Origin of the sequence: Rhizobium sp. 1399 (assembly GCF_031455475.1) — a bacterium.
In the GTDB taxonomy this organism is placed as follows: Bacteria; Pseudomonadota; Alphaproteobacteria; order Rhizobiales; family Rhizobiaceae; genus Rhizobium.
This window is the reverse complement of record NZ_JAVDSU010000006.1, coordinates 106841-121883: the sequence shown is the minus strand read 5'-3', so window position 1 is coordinate 121883 and position 15043 is coordinate 106841. Positions and strand designations below refer to the sequence as shown.

The 15043-nt window shown below is 61.6% G+C and carries 15 protein-coding genes; 2 read left to right on the top strand and 13 right to left on the bottom strand.

Annotated elements, in window-relative coordinates; translation table 11 throughout:
- Window positions 1–2: 2 nt before the first annotated feature.
- The 8 genes from J2X71_RS19955 to J2X71_RS19920 form a co-directional block, all read right to left on the bottom strand.
- Window positions 3–884 carry a polysaccharide deacetylase gene (locus J2X71_RS19955; RefSeq protein WP_310384203.1) on the bottom strand — a complete coding sequence of 294 codons (882 nt, stop codon included), beginning with the start codon at window positions 882–884 and terminating at the stop codon, window positions 3–5.
- 52 nt (window positions 885–936) lie between these two features.
- Window positions 937–2046, bottom strand: coding sequence for an ABC transporter ATP-binding protein (locus J2X71_RS19950; protein ID WP_310384201.1), 1110 nt, complete (start codon window positions 2044–2046; stop codon window positions 937–939).
- Between the two features lie 107 nt (window positions 2047–2153).
- Window positions 2154–3389: an extracellular solute-binding protein gene (locus J2X71_RS19945; protein WP_310384199.1), complete on the bottom strand. Its 1236-nt coding sequence runs from the start codon at window positions 3387–3389 to the stop codon at window positions 2154–2156.
- Window positions 3390–3492: 103 nt separating this feature from the next.
- Window positions 3493–4266 carry an SDR family NAD(P)-dependent oxidoreductase gene (locus J2X71_RS19940; protein WP_310384197.1) on the bottom strand — a complete coding sequence of 258 codons (774 nt, stop codon included), beginning with the start codon at window positions 4264–4266 and terminating at the stop codon, window positions 3493–3495.
- A gap of 13 nt (window positions 4267–4279) precedes the next feature.
- Window positions 4280–5017 (bottom strand): SDR family NAD(P)-dependent oxidoreductase, encoded by a 738-nt coding sequence (locus J2X71_RS19935; RefSeq protein WP_310384195.1) that lies wholly within the window; start codon window positions 5015–5017, stop codon window positions 4280–4282.
- A complete protein-coding gene (locus J2X71_RS19930; RefSeq protein WP_310384193.1) occupies window positions 5017–5862 on the bottom strand; it encodes an ABC transporter permease in 846 nt (281 codons plus the stop codon). The genes J2X71_RS19935 and J2X71_RS19930 overlap by 1 nt, the downstream gene beginning before the upstream one ends.
- A gap of 1 nt (window position 5863) precedes the next feature.
- The gene (locus J2X71_RS19925; protein WP_310384191.1) at window positions 5864–6763 is read right to left on the bottom strand and encodes an ABC transporter permease; all 900 of its coding nucleotides are present in this window, start codon (window positions 6761–6763) and stop codon (window positions 5864–5866) included.
- A 37-nt stretch (window positions 6764–6800) separates the two neighbouring features.
- Window positions 6801–7889: an ABC transporter ATP-binding protein gene (locus J2X71_RS19920; RefSeq protein ID WP_310384189.1), complete on the bottom strand. Its 1089-nt coding sequence runs from the start codon at window positions 7887–7889 to the stop codon at window positions 6801–6803.
- 548 nt (window positions 7890–8437) lie between these two features.
- Between J2X71_RS19920 and J2X71_RS19915 the strand changes: the two genes are divergently transcribed.
- A complete protein-coding gene (locus tag J2X71_RS19915; RefSeq protein WP_310384187.1) occupies window positions 8438–9457 on the top strand; it encodes a GntR family transcriptional regulator in 1020 nt (339 codons plus the stop codon).
- A 22-nt stretch (window positions 9458–9479) separates the two neighbouring features.
- Here the strand turns inward: J2X71_RS19915 and J2X71_RS19910 are convergent, their stop codons facing one another.
- Genes J2X71_RS19910 through J2X71_RS19890 form a run of 5 tightly spaced genes read right to left on the bottom strand, consistent with a single transcriptional unit; the run spans window position 9480 to window position 13735 of the window.
- Window positions 9480–10451 carry a biotin-dependent carboxyltransferase family protein gene (locus J2X71_RS19910; RefSeq protein ID WP_310384185.1) on the bottom strand — a complete coding sequence of 324 codons (972 nt, stop codon included), beginning with the start codon at window positions 10449–10451 and terminating at the stop codon, window positions 9480–9482.
- Window positions 10441–11316 carry a carboxyltransferase domain-containing protein gene (locus J2X71_RS19905; protein ID WP_310384183.1) on the bottom strand — a complete coding sequence of 292 codons (876 nt, stop codon included), beginning with the start codon at window positions 11314–11316 and terminating at the stop codon, window positions 10441–10443. The genes J2X71_RS19910 and J2X71_RS19905 overlap by 11 nt, the downstream gene beginning before the upstream one ends.
- Window positions 11316–12701, bottom strand: a complete 1386-nt coding sequence (locus J2X71_RS19900; protein WP_310384182.1) for an acetyl-CoA carboxylase biotin carboxylase subunit — start codon at window positions 12699–12701, stop codon at window positions 11316–11318. The genes J2X71_RS19905 and J2X71_RS19900 overlap by 1 nt, the downstream gene beginning before the upstream one ends.
- The gene (locus tag J2X71_RS19895; RefSeq protein ID WP_310384180.1) at window positions 12698–12940 is read right to left on the bottom strand and encodes an acetyl-CoA carboxylase; all 243 of its coding nucleotides are present in this window, start codon (window positions 12938–12940) and stop codon (window positions 12698–12700) included. The genes J2X71_RS19900 and J2X71_RS19895 overlap by 4 nt, the downstream gene beginning before the upstream one ends.
- An 18-nt stretch (window positions 12941–12958) precedes the next feature.
- A complete protein-coding gene (locus tag J2X71_RS19890) occupies window positions 12959–13735 on the bottom strand; it encodes a 5-oxoprolinase subunit PxpA (RefSeq protein WP_310384178.1) in 777 nt (258 codons plus the stop codon).
- Window positions 13736–13984: 249 nt separating this feature from the next.
- On the opposite strand from J2X71_RS19890, the gene J2X71_RS19885 reads away from it, so the two are divergent.
- Window positions 13985–14893, top strand: a complete 909-nt coding sequence (locus J2X71_RS19885; RefSeq protein WP_310384176.1) for a LysR family transcriptional regulator — start codon at window positions 13985–13987, stop codon at window positions 14891–14893.
- The last annotated feature ends 150 nt before the right edge of the window (window positions 14894–15043 follow it).

Below are 15043 nucleotides of genomic sequence, written 5' to 3'. Positions count from 1 at the left end.
TCTTACTTCTTGCGCGGGAAGCGTTTGGCGAAGTCGTCGGCGATCTCGTTCATCGTCACGAACTTGACGCCGGGATGCTTGATCATGTGGGCGTAGAGACGCTCCAGCATCATCAGAACCTGCGGCCGGCCGGCGACATCAGGGTGGATCGTGATCGGAAAGACGGCGTAATCCATCTCGCGATAGACCCAGTCGAACTGGTCGCGCCACATCTGCTCGATGTCATGCGGGTTGACGAAGCCGTGGCTGTTCGGCGCCTTCTTGATGAACATCATGGGCGGCAGGTCATCGAGGTACCAGGATGCCGGAATCTCGATCAGGTCGGTCTCGTGACCGCGCTTCAGCGGCACCATCCAGTCCGACGGTTTCCTCGAATAGTCGATCTTGGTCCAGCTGTCGCCGACGCGGACATAATAAGGCGTGAAGTCGTTGTGCATGAGCGAGTGGTCGTACTTGATGCCGCGCTCGAGCAGGAGCTCGTTGGTGACGTTGGAGAATTCCCACCAGGGCGCCACATAGCCGGTTGGCCGCTTGCCGGAGAGCTTGGTGACGAGGGCGATGCACTTGTCGAGCACCTCCATTTCCTGCTCGCGCGTCATGGCGATCGGATTTTCATGCGTGTAGCCATGGATGCCGATTTCGTGGCCGGCATCGGCGACGGCCTGCATCTGTTCCGGGAACGTCTCGATCGAGTGGCCGGGGATGAACCAGGTGGTCTTGATGCCGAAACGCTCGAAGAGCTTCAACAGCCTCGGGCTGCCGACCTCGCCGGAAAACAGGCCGCGCGAGATGTCGTCCGGCGAATCCTCGCCGCCATACGAGCCGAGCCAGCCGGCGACGGCGTCCACGTCGATGCCGAAGCTGCAGAAGATTTCTTTTGCCATTGCGGGGTCTCCTTGTGATGGTCTCGTTGGTCCGGCTTTGATCGGCCGGTTTTCAGTGGGCGGGAATGACGGTGGCATTTTCCGCCTTGAAGGCGATCGCGACCGGCGCATCGACCGGAAAGGCGCCGGGCGGATACTTGTCGACATGGGCTTCGAGCGCCAGCACGCGTCCGTCCGGCAGAGCGACCGAAAGATGCGAGATATGCCCGACGACGTCGAAGCGGCGGATCCTGGCATCGATGACATTGCCGTCGGCGGCCTGAGCGATCGCTTCGCGGCCGCCCTTGTCGAGCGCATGCACCTCGATCGCTTCCGCAGGGATCACGACACTCACCGCGTCTCCGTCGGCGACCGCGCCGTTGGCATCGCCGGTGAGAAGGCCGAGCGGCGTGTCGACCATGACATGTCCCTTCTCGTGGCCCTTGACCGCACCCTTGAAGATCGTGTTGCGGCCGATGAACTGCGCGACGAAAGGCGTGTTGGGCCGCGTATAGAGCTGGTGCGGCCGACTGATCTGCTCGATCCGGCCCTGGTTCATCACGACGATCCGGTCGGACAGCGCCAGCGCTTCGGACTGGGCGTGGGTGACGAAGACGAAGCTCACGCCGAGCTCGCGCTGAAGCAGCTTCAATTCGCTCTGGATCGTCTTGCGCAGATTGGCGTCCAGGGCGCCGAGCGGCTCGTCGAGCAGCAGGATATCAGGCTCGACCACGAGGCCACGCGCAAGCGCGATGCGCTGTCGCTGGCCGCCGGAAAGCTTGTCGCATCGCTTGTCGGCGATGCCCTCGAGGCCGAGCTTTTCCAGGATACGATCGACCTTTGCATTCCGCTGCGCTTTCGGCATGCGCTTCACCTCGAGGCCGTAGCCGATATTGCTGCGCACCGTCATGTGCGGGAAGAGCGCGTAATTCTGGAAGATCATCGAGGTCGGCCGTTGTGCCGGACCGATATCGTTGATCCGCTCGCCCTTGATCATCAGATTACCGGAGGAGATGCTTTCGAAGCCGGCGATCATCCGCAGCGTCGTCGTCTTGCCGCAGCCCGACGGACCAAGAAAGGCGATGAACTCGCCCTTGTCGACGGCGAGGTTGAAATCGATCACGGCCGGCGTTCCGTTATCGTAGACCTTGCCGATCTGGTAGAGTTCGAGGTCATGTATCATGGCGGTCATTCCGGGTTGCAGGTGGAAGGACAGGCGGCCGGAGCCGCCTGCCAGTTGGCGCCTTCACCACATCGCGGATGGGATGAAGGGGCGCTGGGAGTGACGCATCAGGCGCTGAGGAACTCATCCCACTTCTGGATGAGGTGGTCGTATTCATCCGGCCACTGGTGCCAGTAGGCAACGTTTGCCGCGCGGGTCTCGAGCGAACCGCCATCGCGCAGATCGCCCTCCTTGATGCCGCGCTCCGCCGCACCGACCCATGGCTTGCCTTCGTACCAGAAGGCGTATTTCTCCGGCGCCATCTTCTGCTTGATGTTGGTGGTCGGCGAATAATAACCCTGTTCCGACACTGTGATGCCCGGTTCGCCCGACAGCCAGTAATCCGCATAGGCGACAACGGCTTCCTTGTTGGGCGTGCCCTTCAGCATGGTGTTGCCGATCGACCAGGCGCGATAGCCTTCCTTCGGGATGGCGTATTTGCAGGGTTTTCCCTGCGCCTTGACGGCCATGACGGCCGGCTGCCAGGCGTCGCAGACGACGATTTCGCCGGATGCGAGGAAATTGACGAGTTCGCCGAAATCACCCCAGAGAGCGCGAAACTGGCCGTCCTTCTTCTTCGAGATCAGGAACTTTGCGGCTTCGTCGATTTCCGCGGCGGTCGGATTTCCGGGATTCTTGACGTTGGAGAGGCCGAGCGTGTTCATCGCCATGACCGCCTGGCCGAAAGCCGTCAGCGGGTCGGTATTGAGACCGGACTTGCCTTTGTACTTGCTGTCGAAGATCGCCGTCCAGCTGTTGGCTTCCTCGTCGGAGAGCACGTCCGGATTGTACCCGACGGAGTCGAAATTGAAGACCGAAGGCACCATCCAGAGCGCCGTCTGCTTTTCGTCGGTCCAGATCTGGCCGACGATCTGCGCCTTCGGATCGAACCGCGGATCGGGCTTGGTGAATATCTCGCGGATATTCGACCAGCTCTTCAGACCCGAAGTCTCGATCGGGTCGGCATTGTCGGTCATCACGACCGAGGGAAGGCGCTCGCCAATCGTTTCCCAGACGTCATAATCCTTCGAACCGGAAAGGATGCGGGTCTGCGCATCCGGGAAGGTCGCCGCCGTGCCGGATGTCGTGCCAACGCCGCTGGCCGCCTTGAACTCGGCGAGGATGCGTTCCTGCACAGTGACCGAAAGGCCGATCGTGCGCAGCTGCTCGCCGGCAAGGCCGGTTGCCTGTGCATAGGCTGCCCGCGAGGAGAGGAAGTGTGTGCCGCCGCCGATGGCAAGCGCCATGGCGCCCGCGGATCGTTTCAGCAGCGAACGTCGATTCATGTCCATCGAAAGTGTCATTGTCGTTCTCCGGTTTTTTGTTCCCCGGGATGGCCTCCATGACCACCCATCGTTCTCGTCCGGCCTCGGCGTCAGGGCGGGATCGGTCCTGACGCACCCTCCGTCAGTATCGGCCCACGAGGAGCCCCCCATCCACGACCAGCGTCTGGCCGGTCATGTATCTCGCGTTGTTCGAGGCCAGGAAGACGATCACATCTGCAACGTCTTCCGGTTCGCCGAGCCGCCCCATCGGGATGAAGGCGCTTGCCGCTTCGGCGCCCTTCGGTCCCAGCGAATTTTCTTCCGAGAGAAGCTGTGCGGTGCGGATGTAGCCGGGTGCCATGCCGTTGACGCGGATGCCGTCGCGGGCAAGTTCGACCGCCAGGCCGCGTACGAGGCCGACGACGCCGGCCTTGGCGGCGGAATAATGCACATGTTCGTCCCAGCCGTAGGCGACACCCATGATCGACGAAAGCGCCACCACCGCACCTGATTTACGTGCCTTCATTCCTGGCGCGGCGGCGCGGACCACGCGGAAGATGCCCTTGAGATCGATGTCGAAGGTCAGCTCCCACCTGTCATCGTCGAGCACATCGAGCGGCGCCTTGTGGGCGATGCCGGCATTGGCGATGATGACGTCAAGGCGGCCGTGGCGCTTCTCCACGCTGGCCACCGCAGCATCGACCGCCGATGTCGACCGGACGTCTAGCTCGATGAATTCGGCCGAGCCGCCCGCAGCCTCGATCTCCGCTACGGCAGCGCGCCCTTCGTCCTTCAGGACGTCGGTGACGATCACGTGGTCGCCGAGCTTGGCGAATGCCAATGCGGTCGCCTTGCCGATGCCGATACCGGCGCCGGTGATCAGCACGATGCGGGGTGTCGAAGAAATCGTGGTCATTGTGTTTTCCTGACTAGAGCATGACGTCGCCGGAGTTCGGGCCAAGCGTTTGGCCGACGAACAGGCTGGCGGCAGGCGATGCGAGAAACGAAACGGTGGCGGCAACTTCTTCCGGCTCGCCGAAACGGCCGAGCGGCAGCTCGGCGGCCTTGCGGACGCGCCATTCCTGCGAGAGTTCGCGCACCAGCGGCGTGTTGATTGGCCCGGGGGCGACGGCATTGACGCGCACCCCGCGGCTCGAGACCTCGCGGGCGAGCGATTTCGTCATGCCGATGATCGCCGCCTTGGCGCCGGCATAATGGACGAGCTCGATGCCGCCGATCTGGCCGAGCTGCGACGCGACGTTGACGATGACCCCCTCCCCGGCAGCGAGCATTGATGGCAATGCGAGCTTGGTCATCAGAAAGGTGCCGCGCACATGGATCGCAAACATCCGGTCGAAATCTGCGACCTCGAGGTTCTCGAACAGCGCCTGATGGACGATGCCGGCGCAATTGACGAGCAGTCGCGGATGGCCGAAGGCTGAGACTGCGACCTCGTAGACGCGCGCCGTATCCGTCTCGGCAGAGACGTCGCCGGCAGCCGCTGCCGCCGTGCCGCCGGCAGCGGCGATCTCCTCGGCCACCGCTTGCGCGCGGTCGAGGTGGAGATCGTTGACGAGTACGGCATAACCGTCCTGCGACAGCCGGGTTGCGATTGCGCGGCCGATGCCGGATCCTGCCCCCGTGACGATAGCTGCAGGTATCGACATCACGCCTCCTCCTGGATCGCGACACGCTTGGCGCGGCGTATGGAAAGCATCATGAGGACGGCGTAGATGCCGAGCAGCGCAAAGGAGAAGATCGTCGTCAGCACGCCGAAGGCGAAGACGTTTGGATGCACCTCCACAGAGAAGGTTCCGTAAATGGCGAGTGGCAGCGTCAGGTCGCGGCCGGATGCGAACAGCGTACGCGAGAATTCGTCATAGGACAGGGTGAAGGCAAAGAGCATGGCCGAGAGCACGCCCGGAAAGATCAGCGGGAACGTCACCTTGCGGAAGGTGCGTGCCGGCGACACGCCTAGCGACCACGACGCCTCCTCCACACTCTGGTCGAAGCGGTTGAGGATCGCCAGCATGACGAGAAAGGCGAAGGGATAGGTGTAGACGACGTGCAGCACGAAGGCCGTTCCCCACCAGTGCCGGTCGATGCCGAGCGCATTGGCGACGAGCGCCATGCCGAGCCCGACCAGAACGCCGGGGACCATCATGCCGAGAACGATCAGGTAGAAGACGACGCCTGAGCCGGGGAAGCGCCGACGGAAGGCCTGCGCCGAGGTGACGCCGAGCACGGTGGAGACGATCATCGTCATCACCGAGAGTACGAGCGAGCGCACCAAGGCTTCGTTGATCGGCAGAGGTGCGATGCGCGATGGCGGCGTCAGGCCGAAGAGATGCTTGTACCAATAGGTCGACCATTCGATGATCGGGAATTGCGGTCCGCCTTCCGGTCCCGTCTGGAAGGACAAAATAGCGAGCACCACCATCGGCGCGTAGAGAAAGACGAGGAAGAGCGCCGTGTAGATGCCGAGGGAGAACTTGATGCCACCAGCCTGCATGTCAGAGCTCCTTCCTGAGGTCGACGACGCGCAGCAGCGCGGCGACGACAATGCCCATGAGCACGGTGAGCACGACGCCGACGACGGCAGCGAAGGCCCATTTCAGCGACCCGACCTGGGTAACAATGATGTTGCCGAGAAGGTTCACCTTGCGGCCGGAGAGGGCCGCCGCCGTCGCGAACTCGCCGAGCACCATGACGGAGACGAATATTGCACCGACCACCACGCCCGGCATGGTGAGCGGCAGGATGATGGTGCGGAAGATGCGCCAGAAGCCGGCACCGAGATCCTGCGCCGCCTCGATGACGCTCTGGTCGATGCGGCCCATCATGAAGGCGATAGGCCCGACCATGAAGACACAATAGATCTGCGTCATGCCGATGATGACCGAGAGCTCGGAAAACAGCAGCACCTCGATCGGCTGGTTGATGATGCCTAGACCCTGCAGGATGAGATTGATCGCCCCCTCCTTGCCCAGCATCGGCCGCCAGGCGAGCACGCGGATCAGGAAAGAGGTCCAGAAGGGGATGACGCAGAGAACGAGAAGTGCCGTCTGGATCGTCTTGTTCTTGACGAAGAGACCGACATAGAGCGCTGCCGGGTAACCGACGACCAGCGTCGAGACGAGCACGATCAACCAGATCCTGACGGTCGTCCACAGAGCGCTGAGATAGGTGTCCGTGGTAAAGAAGGTGACCCAGCTCTTGATGGTGAGATCAGGCGTGATCTTGAAGGTCGTCTGCGTCCAGAAGGACACGTAGACCATCATCATGATCGGCGTCACCAGGAAAAGCAGCATCCAGATGACGCCCGGCGCCAACAGCCAGAGCGTCTTGCTGGATGCCTTCTTGACCGGTTTCACGACGCTTTCGGTCTCGGCTGTTGTGGCACTTATCGACATCAATCAGTCTCCCGTCCCGCGTTGTGCGGCAAGAGTGTCAGGCGTAAACGAGGGCATCCCGGCGCTTCCAGACGAGCGCGTAGCGCGAGTGAGGCGTACAGGACGGCGGCTTGCTCCGACTGAGGTGCGATTCCACCTCGAAGACGCGGCCGTCATCGAGCGAGAAGAAGGAGTTGATCGCGGCGCCCGAATATTCGTCGGCGACGAAGGTCGCCTCGATCTTCACCTCGTCGTCGCCGACCGGCGCTTCGGCCGGGCGGATCGCGACACGGTCGTAGCGGATGGCGTAACCGGTGCGGTCATCGCGGAACTGCGGCTGGTCGTCGAGGGGGAAGGCACCGTAAGGCCCGAGGAAACTCTCGCCGGCGAGCCGGCCTTCGAAGAGATTGTAGCAGTTGAGGAAGCCCGCTACCGACAGCGATTTCGGTCGGTTGTAGATCGTGTCGGCGTCTGCCGCCTGCGCAATTCGGCCGCTGTCGAGCACCAGCACCATGTCGCCCATGGCAAGCGCTTCGCTCTCGCTGCCGGTCACGTGCAGGAAGGTAACGCCGCAGCGCTCGCGGATCAGCCTGAGTTCGCCGCGCATGCGGGCGCGAAGATTGGCGTCGAGCGCGCCAAGCGGTTCGTCGAGCAGCACCAGCGACGGTTCGGTGACGAGCGTGCGTGCCAGTGCCACGCGCTGCCGCTGGCCACCGGAAATCTGCGCAACGCCGCGATCCTCCAGGCCCGACAGACCGACAAGCGCGATCATGTCCTTGACCCGGGCCTGCACGATGGCGGGATCGGTTATGGGGTTTTCGACACGATTTTCCAGTCCGAAGGCAATGTTTCCGGAGACCGACAGATGCGGAAAGAGGGCAAAATTCTGGAACACGAAACCGATGTCGCGCAGATGCGGCGGCATTGTCTCGATCCGCTGCCCCTTGAACATGACCGTGCCGAGGTCCGGCTGCTCGAAGCCGGCGATGACGCGCAGCAGTGTCGTCTTTCCCGATCCGCTCGGCCCCAGAAGAGAAACGTAGCTGTCGTTCGGCAGCGACAGGTCGATGCCGGCGAGCGCGTTCAGCACACCGTAGGTCTTGGTGACACCTGCGAGCTTGAGAACCGAAGACAAGAGCCTCTCCATTTGGCGCCAGGCACGGATCGCCCGCCCTGCCGTCGCGCCTTGCGAAACGGCAGACGGAACCGTTCGTGTGCAGCAAAGCACGCGGCGGAAATCGATCGGCAGTCTGGCGTTTTTTGTCGTTCACCTCGGGAATGCTTCTGGCGGCATCCCTATGCTGAATAGATGACATAAATGATTTTTGTATTCAATAGACTTTTTTCTAAAACAACCGGCCTTTTGGATACGTCAACGCGCGGCGGCACTGGATGAGAGGAAGGGCGAACAGCGACGCATCCGAAGCCGCGTCAAACCTGCGCAGTTTTTGAGCATTTTTCCGCTGAAAATCGCGTATTTCTGCACCAAATGCGCGGTTGTCGTGCAGCGGCTCGCGCCGTCTAGACCATTTGCAACGCAGAATGGTCGGGATGGCCGTGATGCACCACATCGTTCAGCATCACCTCACAAATGCAATTTTGGTATGCAAAAGACATTTATTTTGCCATAGTCTGAACTATCAAAATGGACTAAAGAGAATTCCCGCTTTATTGCCATCCGCTCTTGGATGGAGGATGCCCCGCCTCATGATACGCAATCTCCCAGCACAGACGGCCCAGCGTCGGTACGAGATTGCCGAGCACATCCTGCGAGACAATATCGTCGGCGGGCGGCTGCCACTGGGTCTGGTTCTGCTCGAGGGGCCGATCGCCGACATTCTCCAAACGTCCCGCGCACCGGTGCAGCGCGCCCTGCTTCGTCTGGAGGCGGACGGCCTCGTCCACCGCTTCCAGGGACGTGGCTTCCTGGTCGGTCCGCAGGATGCGGGTCTCGTCCCAAACCGCACTGATATCAAGTCCCTCGGCCTTGTCATCGCCCAACATGCCGACGAGGCGCTGCAGAGCCGCTCGTCCTGGGCGCGCATCTACAATACGGTGGAGCGCGACGTGGCCGGCTGCGTCGTCTTCGGCCAGTACCGCATCATCGAGATCGAGCTCGCCAATCATTTCAAGGTCAGCCGTACGGTTGTACGCGACGTCCTGAGCCGTCTGCAGGAACGTGGCCTCGTCCGGAAGAACCAGAGTTCCCACTGGATCGCCGGCCCGCTCACGGCCCAGACGATCAAGGATCATTTCACGCTCCGACGCATGCTGGAGCCCTCGGCGCTCAAGGCTGGCGCTACTGCCGTCGACCGCGAACGCCTGACCGAACTCTTCACCCGCCTGGCCGGTCTCGAAGCTTCGCAGCCGGTCGACCACCTGGAGAAACTCGAGGAGCTTCAGGAACAGATGATCGACATCTGCGTGCTGACGACGTCGAACGAGAAGACACGGGAGCTGATCCGCAACAACCTGCTCCCCGTCAACGCTGCCGAGCGGCTGCTGCGTCATCTCGGCCTGCCTGATGATCCGACCGCCATTACCGAGATGCGGCTTATCGTCGAGCTTCTCATGCGCGGCGCCGTCGACGCTGCCGCCGCCATGCTGGAGACGCATCTCGACGCCTCCATGAAGCGCATGATCGCCCAGATGAAGATCGTCGCCATCATTCCCGGTCCGAGCGTGACCGCCGATTACCTGACGCGCGTCGAGTGATCGGCCAGCCATCATCGTCACCTCATGATAAGCTTTGGCGGAGACGGTCGAGCAGCTTCGCCTGATCGGCCCTCGCCTTCAGCGCCTGGTCCATCGTTACCTCGACGAACCGCGCCGGCGTATGCGGCTGCAACTGACCGATGAGGTCCATGTCCGCCGAAATCACGGTGCCGACCATGAAGTAGCCGCCGCCCGAGACCGCGTCGCGATGGAGGATGATCGGCTCCGTCCCGCCCGGCACCTGAATCGAGCCGTAGGGGTAGCAGCTATCGACGATGTTCGACGGATCGGAACCGGCGCCGAAGGGCTGCTTGCGGTCAAGGAACTCGAGCTTGCGCCCGCCACGAAAGCGGTAGCCCATGCGGTCGGCCTCAGGCGCCACTTTCCATTCGTCGGCGAAGAAGCTTGCCTTGGCCGCATCGGTCAGCCGGTCCCAGTAGAGCCCCGGCAGTACGCGAAGCTCAGCCGGCGTTGCTACGTTACGGCGCAACTCTTCGGTGACGCTTTTTCCGTCTTCGGCAAGGTCGGCTTTTCCGACAGGCAGTTCGTCACCGGCCATCAGTGCCCTGCCCTTGTAGCCGCCGAGTGCACCGATCGGATAGGTGGATCGGCTGCCAAGCGCTTCCGGCACGTCGATACCGCCTGCGACCGCAATCAGGATGCGCGCGCCGGATTTCAGGAAGTCGAAGCTCAACACCTGGCCCGCCCTGACCTTGAAAGCGGTCCAGCCGGGCTGCGCCACGCCGTCGACCTTGGCCGGCATGTCGGCACCGGTGACGGCCACGAGCCGATCCTCGGCAAATTCAAGCTTTGGCCCCATGAAGACCGCCTCCAGACCCGCTGCCCCTTCCTCGTTGCCGACGAGCAGATTGGCGGCACGCATGGCGTAGCGGTCCATGGCACCACCGATCGGGATGCCGAGGTGGAAATAGCCGGGACGGCCGAGATCCTGGACGCTCGTCGATAATCCCGGGTGCAGCACCTTAATGGTCATTGAGAATGCCCTCCAGTGCGGCGTTGTAACCGTCGATGTCCTTGCTGAATTCGCGCAGATCGAACCGGACCTCACGGATCGGCGGGCTGAAGAGCCTTTTGTCGACCTGCTCGACCGCCGTGTCGTATCTGTCGCGATCGACCGGCTTGAACTTGACGATGTCGCCGGGATGGAAGAACACCATGAAATCGCGCAGGTAACTCGTTTGCTGCGTCGGGTCGAAGATCGGCATCGGCGTGACGCCGAACATCTGGTAGCCGCCGGCGCCACGCACCGAATAGATGCAGCTAAAGCAGCCACCATGGCCGACCGTCAGTTTGGGCGTATCGGTGCGTGGCCTCAGATATTTCGGCACTTCGATCTGCCGCTGCCGCTCTACCATCTGGTACATGAAGGGCAGCCCAGCCACGAACCCGACCATCGACACGAACCAGGGAGAACCGGCATGTGCGGTAATGAAATCGTCGACGCCGCCGTAGCCGTTGATTTGCGCGGCATAGTCGAGATCCGTTCCGCCGGGCTCCTGATGCCTCTCACGAAAACGCATCAGCGTCTCATGCGTCCACGGATCATTGTAGAAGACCGGGATCTCGATAATGCGGGTCTTCAGGACCGGCTCGGAATTTTCCGCCACGCCCTCGATCGCCTTGACCTCCCGCAGGATGTCGTCCGGCTTGATGAGATCGGGATTGAACCTCACCTGGAACGACGCGTTGGCCGGGCAGATCTCGCTAACACCCTTGATCTGGCTTTCCCGGACCGCTCTCGCCATGGACAGGCTCTTGAAGAATGCCTCTAGCGACATCTCGTTGCTGCACTCGACGAAGAGGTGTTCGTCACCGCCAAACGTATATCGTGCGGGCATCAGGCAACCTCCTGGGTCCGGCCGGCCAGTGCGGGAAAATCCTGCTCCAGCCATTGTTCGAGAAAGCGAGTGTGAACGGCACCCTTGGCGACACTTGCGTCACGGGCGAGTGCCAGGTGCATCGGCACTGTCGTCGGTACGCCTTCGATCGCCAGTGCTGTGAGCGCCGTGGCGAGCTTTTCGAGGCAGGTCTCGCGTGTCTGCGCGTGCACGATGAGCTTGCCGAGCAGGGAATCATAAAAGGGCGGGATCGTGTAGCCTTCATAGAGCATCGTATCGAAGCGGATCCCTTCTCCTTCCGGGACGGACAGCAACGTGATCGTGCCCGGCGATGGCTGGAAGGCCTTGAATGGGTCCTCGGCATTGATGCGGCACTCGATCGCATGGCCGCGGGCCACGATGTCTCGCTGTGCGACCGACAGGGCCGCACCACCCGCGACCTTGAACATTTCCTGCACCAGATCGAACCCGGTCATCATCTCGGTCACGGGATGCTCGACCTGGATGCGGGTGTTGACCTCGATGAAATAAAAGGCGCCCGTTTCGGCGTCGTAAAGATACTCGACCGTGCCGGCGCCGCGATAGCCGACCTCGCGCGCCAGCGCCACGGCGCTCATGCAAAGCCGTTCGCGCATGTCGGCAGGCAGCAGGAAGGCGGGTGCCTCTTCCCACACCTTCTGGCGCCGCCGCTGCAACGAGCATTCGCGTTCGAAGAAATGCACGAAATTCCGTCCGTCGCCGAAAATCTGCACCTCGACGTGCCGGGCGCGGCTGATGACCTTTTCCATATAAAGTCCGCCGTCGCCGAAGGCGGCCAGCGCCTCGGCCGAAGCCAACGGAAACTGCTGCTCCAACTCAGCGATGTTGCCGACGATCCGGATGCCACGTCCGCCGCCGCCCGCCGCCGCCTTGATCATGACAGGAAAACCGATCTCGGCTGCGAGCAAACGCGCGTTGTCGAGCCCGGCGACCCGCCCGTCGCTGCCGGGCACCGTTGGTACGCCCGCACGTTTTGCCACCTGCCGCGCCGCCACTTTGTCACCGAGCGTGCGGATCGCATCGCCGGGCGGGCCGATGAAGATCATGCCGGCATCGCGCACCGCATCGGCGAAGTCGCCGTTTTCGGACAGAAAGCCGTAGCCCGGATGCACGGCATCGACGCCGGCCGCCTTGGCGGCGGCAATGACCGCCTCGATGTTCAGATAGGATTTCTTGGGCGCCGGCGGGCCGATGTTTACCGCCTCATCGGCCAACTTCACGGCCAGCATGTCCGTGTCTGCTGCGCTATACGCCTGCACGGTCCGGATGCCGAGCGCCTTCGCCGCCTTGATGACGCGAACCGCAATTTCCCCGCGATTGGCGACAAGCACCGAGCCGATCGTCATGCTACGACCTCCGCGATGACCTGTCCGGCCATGACAGGCTCCTCATTGTCGACGAGGAAGGTAATCGCCTTGCCGGCAACACCGGCTGGAACCTCCTGGAATGTCTTCATGACCTCGATGACGCCGATCGTATCGGCCTCGGTGACATCGTCGCCATCCGCTTTGAAAGGCGGCGCATCCGGCGCGGAAGCCCGGTAGAAGGTGCCCGGGAGTGGTGAACGGATTTCAATCTTGCTCATGGTCGGTCTCCGCAAAGTCTAATGGCCAAGGATCTGCGACACCGGCGCGATCCGGATACCGGCGCCGACCAGCAGCTCGCGCACGCTTAGAACGATATCGAGCGCGCCGAGCGTATCGGAATGAAAGCAGATGGATTCAAATTCGATGTCGATGTCCTTGCCCGTGACCGTGCGGACCTTGCCCTCCTGGCAGGCGCGCAGCACTTTCTGGGCCAGCACCATCGGATCGGGACGGCCGGCATCGCGGGTAAAGACGATCGAGCCGCTGTCGTTGTAGTCGCGATCTGCATAGAACTCGCGCACGACCGGCTGTCCCGCATCAAGCGCTGCCCTGTGCGTCGCCGAACCGCCCATGCAGAAGACAAAGGCGTTGGGCGAGACGGTGCGCATATACTGGACGAAGATCTGCGCCAAATCCGGATTGACCGCCATCTCCATGTAGAGCGCTCCATGCGGCTTGACATGCTGCACCGGCACGCTGTGGCGGCGGGCGAACTCGCGCAGAGCCCCCACCTGATAGATGATGTCGTTGACGAGCTCCTTGCTGCTGCCGACAATCTTGCGGCGACCGAAGCCCTGCAAGTCGTTATAGCCGGGATGGGCGCCGACCCCGACGCCATGGGCGGCGGCAAGTGCCACGGTCTCGTTGATGAGATTCGGATCGCCGGCATGGAAGCCGGTGGCGATATTGGCCGAGCTGATGTGGGAGATCAGCAGCGAATCCTTCGTATCGCCGATCCGCCAGCGGCCGAAGGCTTCTCCCATATCGCAGTTGATGTCGATGATGCTCTTCAAACTGTCTATCCGCTTTTGTCCTTTGGTAAAACGCTACGCGACAAAACAGGATTTGAAAAATTCAATTTTTAGGTCATCATTATCGATAAATCAGATACATGCGCCTAAATCTCAGGCAACAGATAAGTGGTAGAGTTCAATAGCTTGGCTAGATTTTGCCTCTAATGCGCGAGGCTCGAGCACGAAACAAATGCACTCGATCAGATTTATTTACGCCGATTTCAGATATTTCGATGGGAGATATAGACGATGAGCCTCAGCTTCCGGCAACTCCGCTATTTCGTCGCAACGGCCGAACAGGGACAGATTTCCTATGCGGCCACACAGCTCTCGATATCGCAGTCGGCAGTGACGACTGCAATCAAGGAGCTGGAAAAATCGATCGGCGTTTCTCTTTTCATCCGCACGCCGCAGGGCATGGAGCTTACCGCCGCCGGCCGGCAGTTTCTTTCCTATGCTTACGAGATCCTCGCCAAGGTCGATGAGGCAACGCATCTGAACTATGTTAGCGGCGATCTCGAAGGAGATCTGACGGTCGCAGCAACCTACACCGTTATCGGCTATTTCCTGCCGCTCCACATCGAACGCATGCGCCGGCTCTATCCCAAGCTCCGAATCCAACTCTACGAGGTGAACCGCGAGTCGATCGAGGAAGGCCTGCTTGCCAACCGCTACGACATTTCGGTGCTGCTGACCTCGAATATCCTCAACAGCGCCCTCACCACGGAAACGCTTTTGCGGTCCATCCGCAGGCTTTGGGTGCCGGCACAGCATCCGCTGCTGAAGCGCGTGGGCGTCGGTTTGCGGGATATCGCCGAGGAGCCCTATATCATGTTGACCGTAGACGAGGCGGCCTATTCATCGCTGAAGTACTGGAGCACGACGCCCTATCAGCCGCGGGTGATGCTGCGCACCTCGTCGATCGAGGCCGTGCGCTCGATGGTTGCCAACAGCCTCGGCGTCGCCATCCTGTCTGATATGGTGCACCGCCCCTGGTCGCTGGAGGGCCGGCGGATCGAGACCGTCAATATCAAGGATCCCGTGCCACCGATGGACGTTGGTCTCGCTTGGCGCGCCAATATCGAGTTCACACCCGCTATGCATGCCTTTCGCCGGTATTTTCAGCAGGCATTCGGCCTGCCGGGTACCAATGCATGAGTTTTGCCCTTTCAAGCGACCATGTCAGTGAGCTGAGCTGCCGAACCCGTCCATAAACGTGGAGTTTTAGAGGAAACACTCCGCGGTTTGATTGCCTTTAGTTCGTCAAGTCTTCAAATAGGTATCGCATTTTCGATATGGGTCTCCGGT

What these genes read in the sequence shown, in the direction of transcription:
- J2X71_RS19955 (WP_310384203.1), bottom strand. Translation starts at nt 884, where the DNA reads ATGGCAAAAGAAATCTTCTGCAGCTTCGGCATCGACGTGGACGCCGTC.
- J2X71_RS19950 (WP_310384201.1), bottom strand. Translation starts at nt 2,046, where the DNA reads ATGATACATGACCTCGAACTCTACCAGATCGGCAAGGTCTACGATAAC.
- J2X71_RS19945 (WP_310384199.1), bottom strand. Translation starts at nt 3,389, where the DNA reads ATGACACTTTCGATGGACATGAATCGACGTTCGCTGCTGAAACGATCC.
- J2X71_RS19940 (WP_310384197.1), bottom strand. Translation starts at nt 4,266, where the DNA reads ATGACCACGATTTCTTCGACACCCCGCATCGTGCTGATCACCGGCGCC.
- J2X71_RS19935 (WP_310384195.1), bottom strand. Translation starts at nt 5,017, where the DNA reads ATGTCGATACCTGCAGCTATCGTCACGGGGGCAGGATCCGGCATCGGC.
- J2X71_RS19930 (WP_310384193.1), bottom strand. Translation starts at nt 5,862, where the DNA reads ATGCAGGCTGGTGGCATCAAGTTCTCCCTCGGCATCTACACGGCGCTC.
- J2X71_RS19925 (WP_310384191.1), bottom strand. Translation starts at nt 6,763, where the DNA reads ATGTCGATAAGTGCCACAACAGCCGAGACCGAAAGCGTCGTGAAACCG.
- J2X71_RS19920 (WP_310384189.1), bottom strand. Translation starts at nt 7,889, where the DNA reads ATGGAGAGGCTCTTGTCTTCGGTTCTCAAGCTCGCAGGTGTCACCAAG.
- J2X71_RS19915 (WP_310384187.1), top strand. Translation starts at nt 8,438, where the DNA reads ATGCCCCGCCTCATGATACGCAATCTCCCAGCACAGACGGCCCAGCGT.
- J2X71_RS19910 (WP_310384185.1), bottom strand. Translation starts at nt 10,451, where the DNA reads ATGACCATTAAGGTGCTGCACCCGGGATTATCGACGAGCGTCCAGGAT.
- J2X71_RS19905 (WP_310384183.1), bottom strand. Translation starts at nt 11,316, where the DNA reads ATGCCCGCACGATATACGTTTGGCGGTGACGAACACCTCTTCGTCGAG.
- J2X71_RS19900 (WP_310384182.1), bottom strand. Translation starts at nt 12,701, where the DNA reads ATGACGATCGGCTCGGTGCTTGTCGCCAATCGCGGGGAAATTGCGGTT.
- J2X71_RS19895 (WP_310384180.1), bottom strand. Translation starts at nt 12,940, where the DNA reads ATGAGCAAGATTGAAATCCGTTCACCACTCCCGGGCACCTTCTACCGG.
- J2X71_RS19885 (WP_310384176.1), top strand. Translation starts at nt 13,985, where the DNA reads ATGAGCCTCAGCTTCCGGCAACTCCGCTATTTCGTCGCAACGGCCGAA.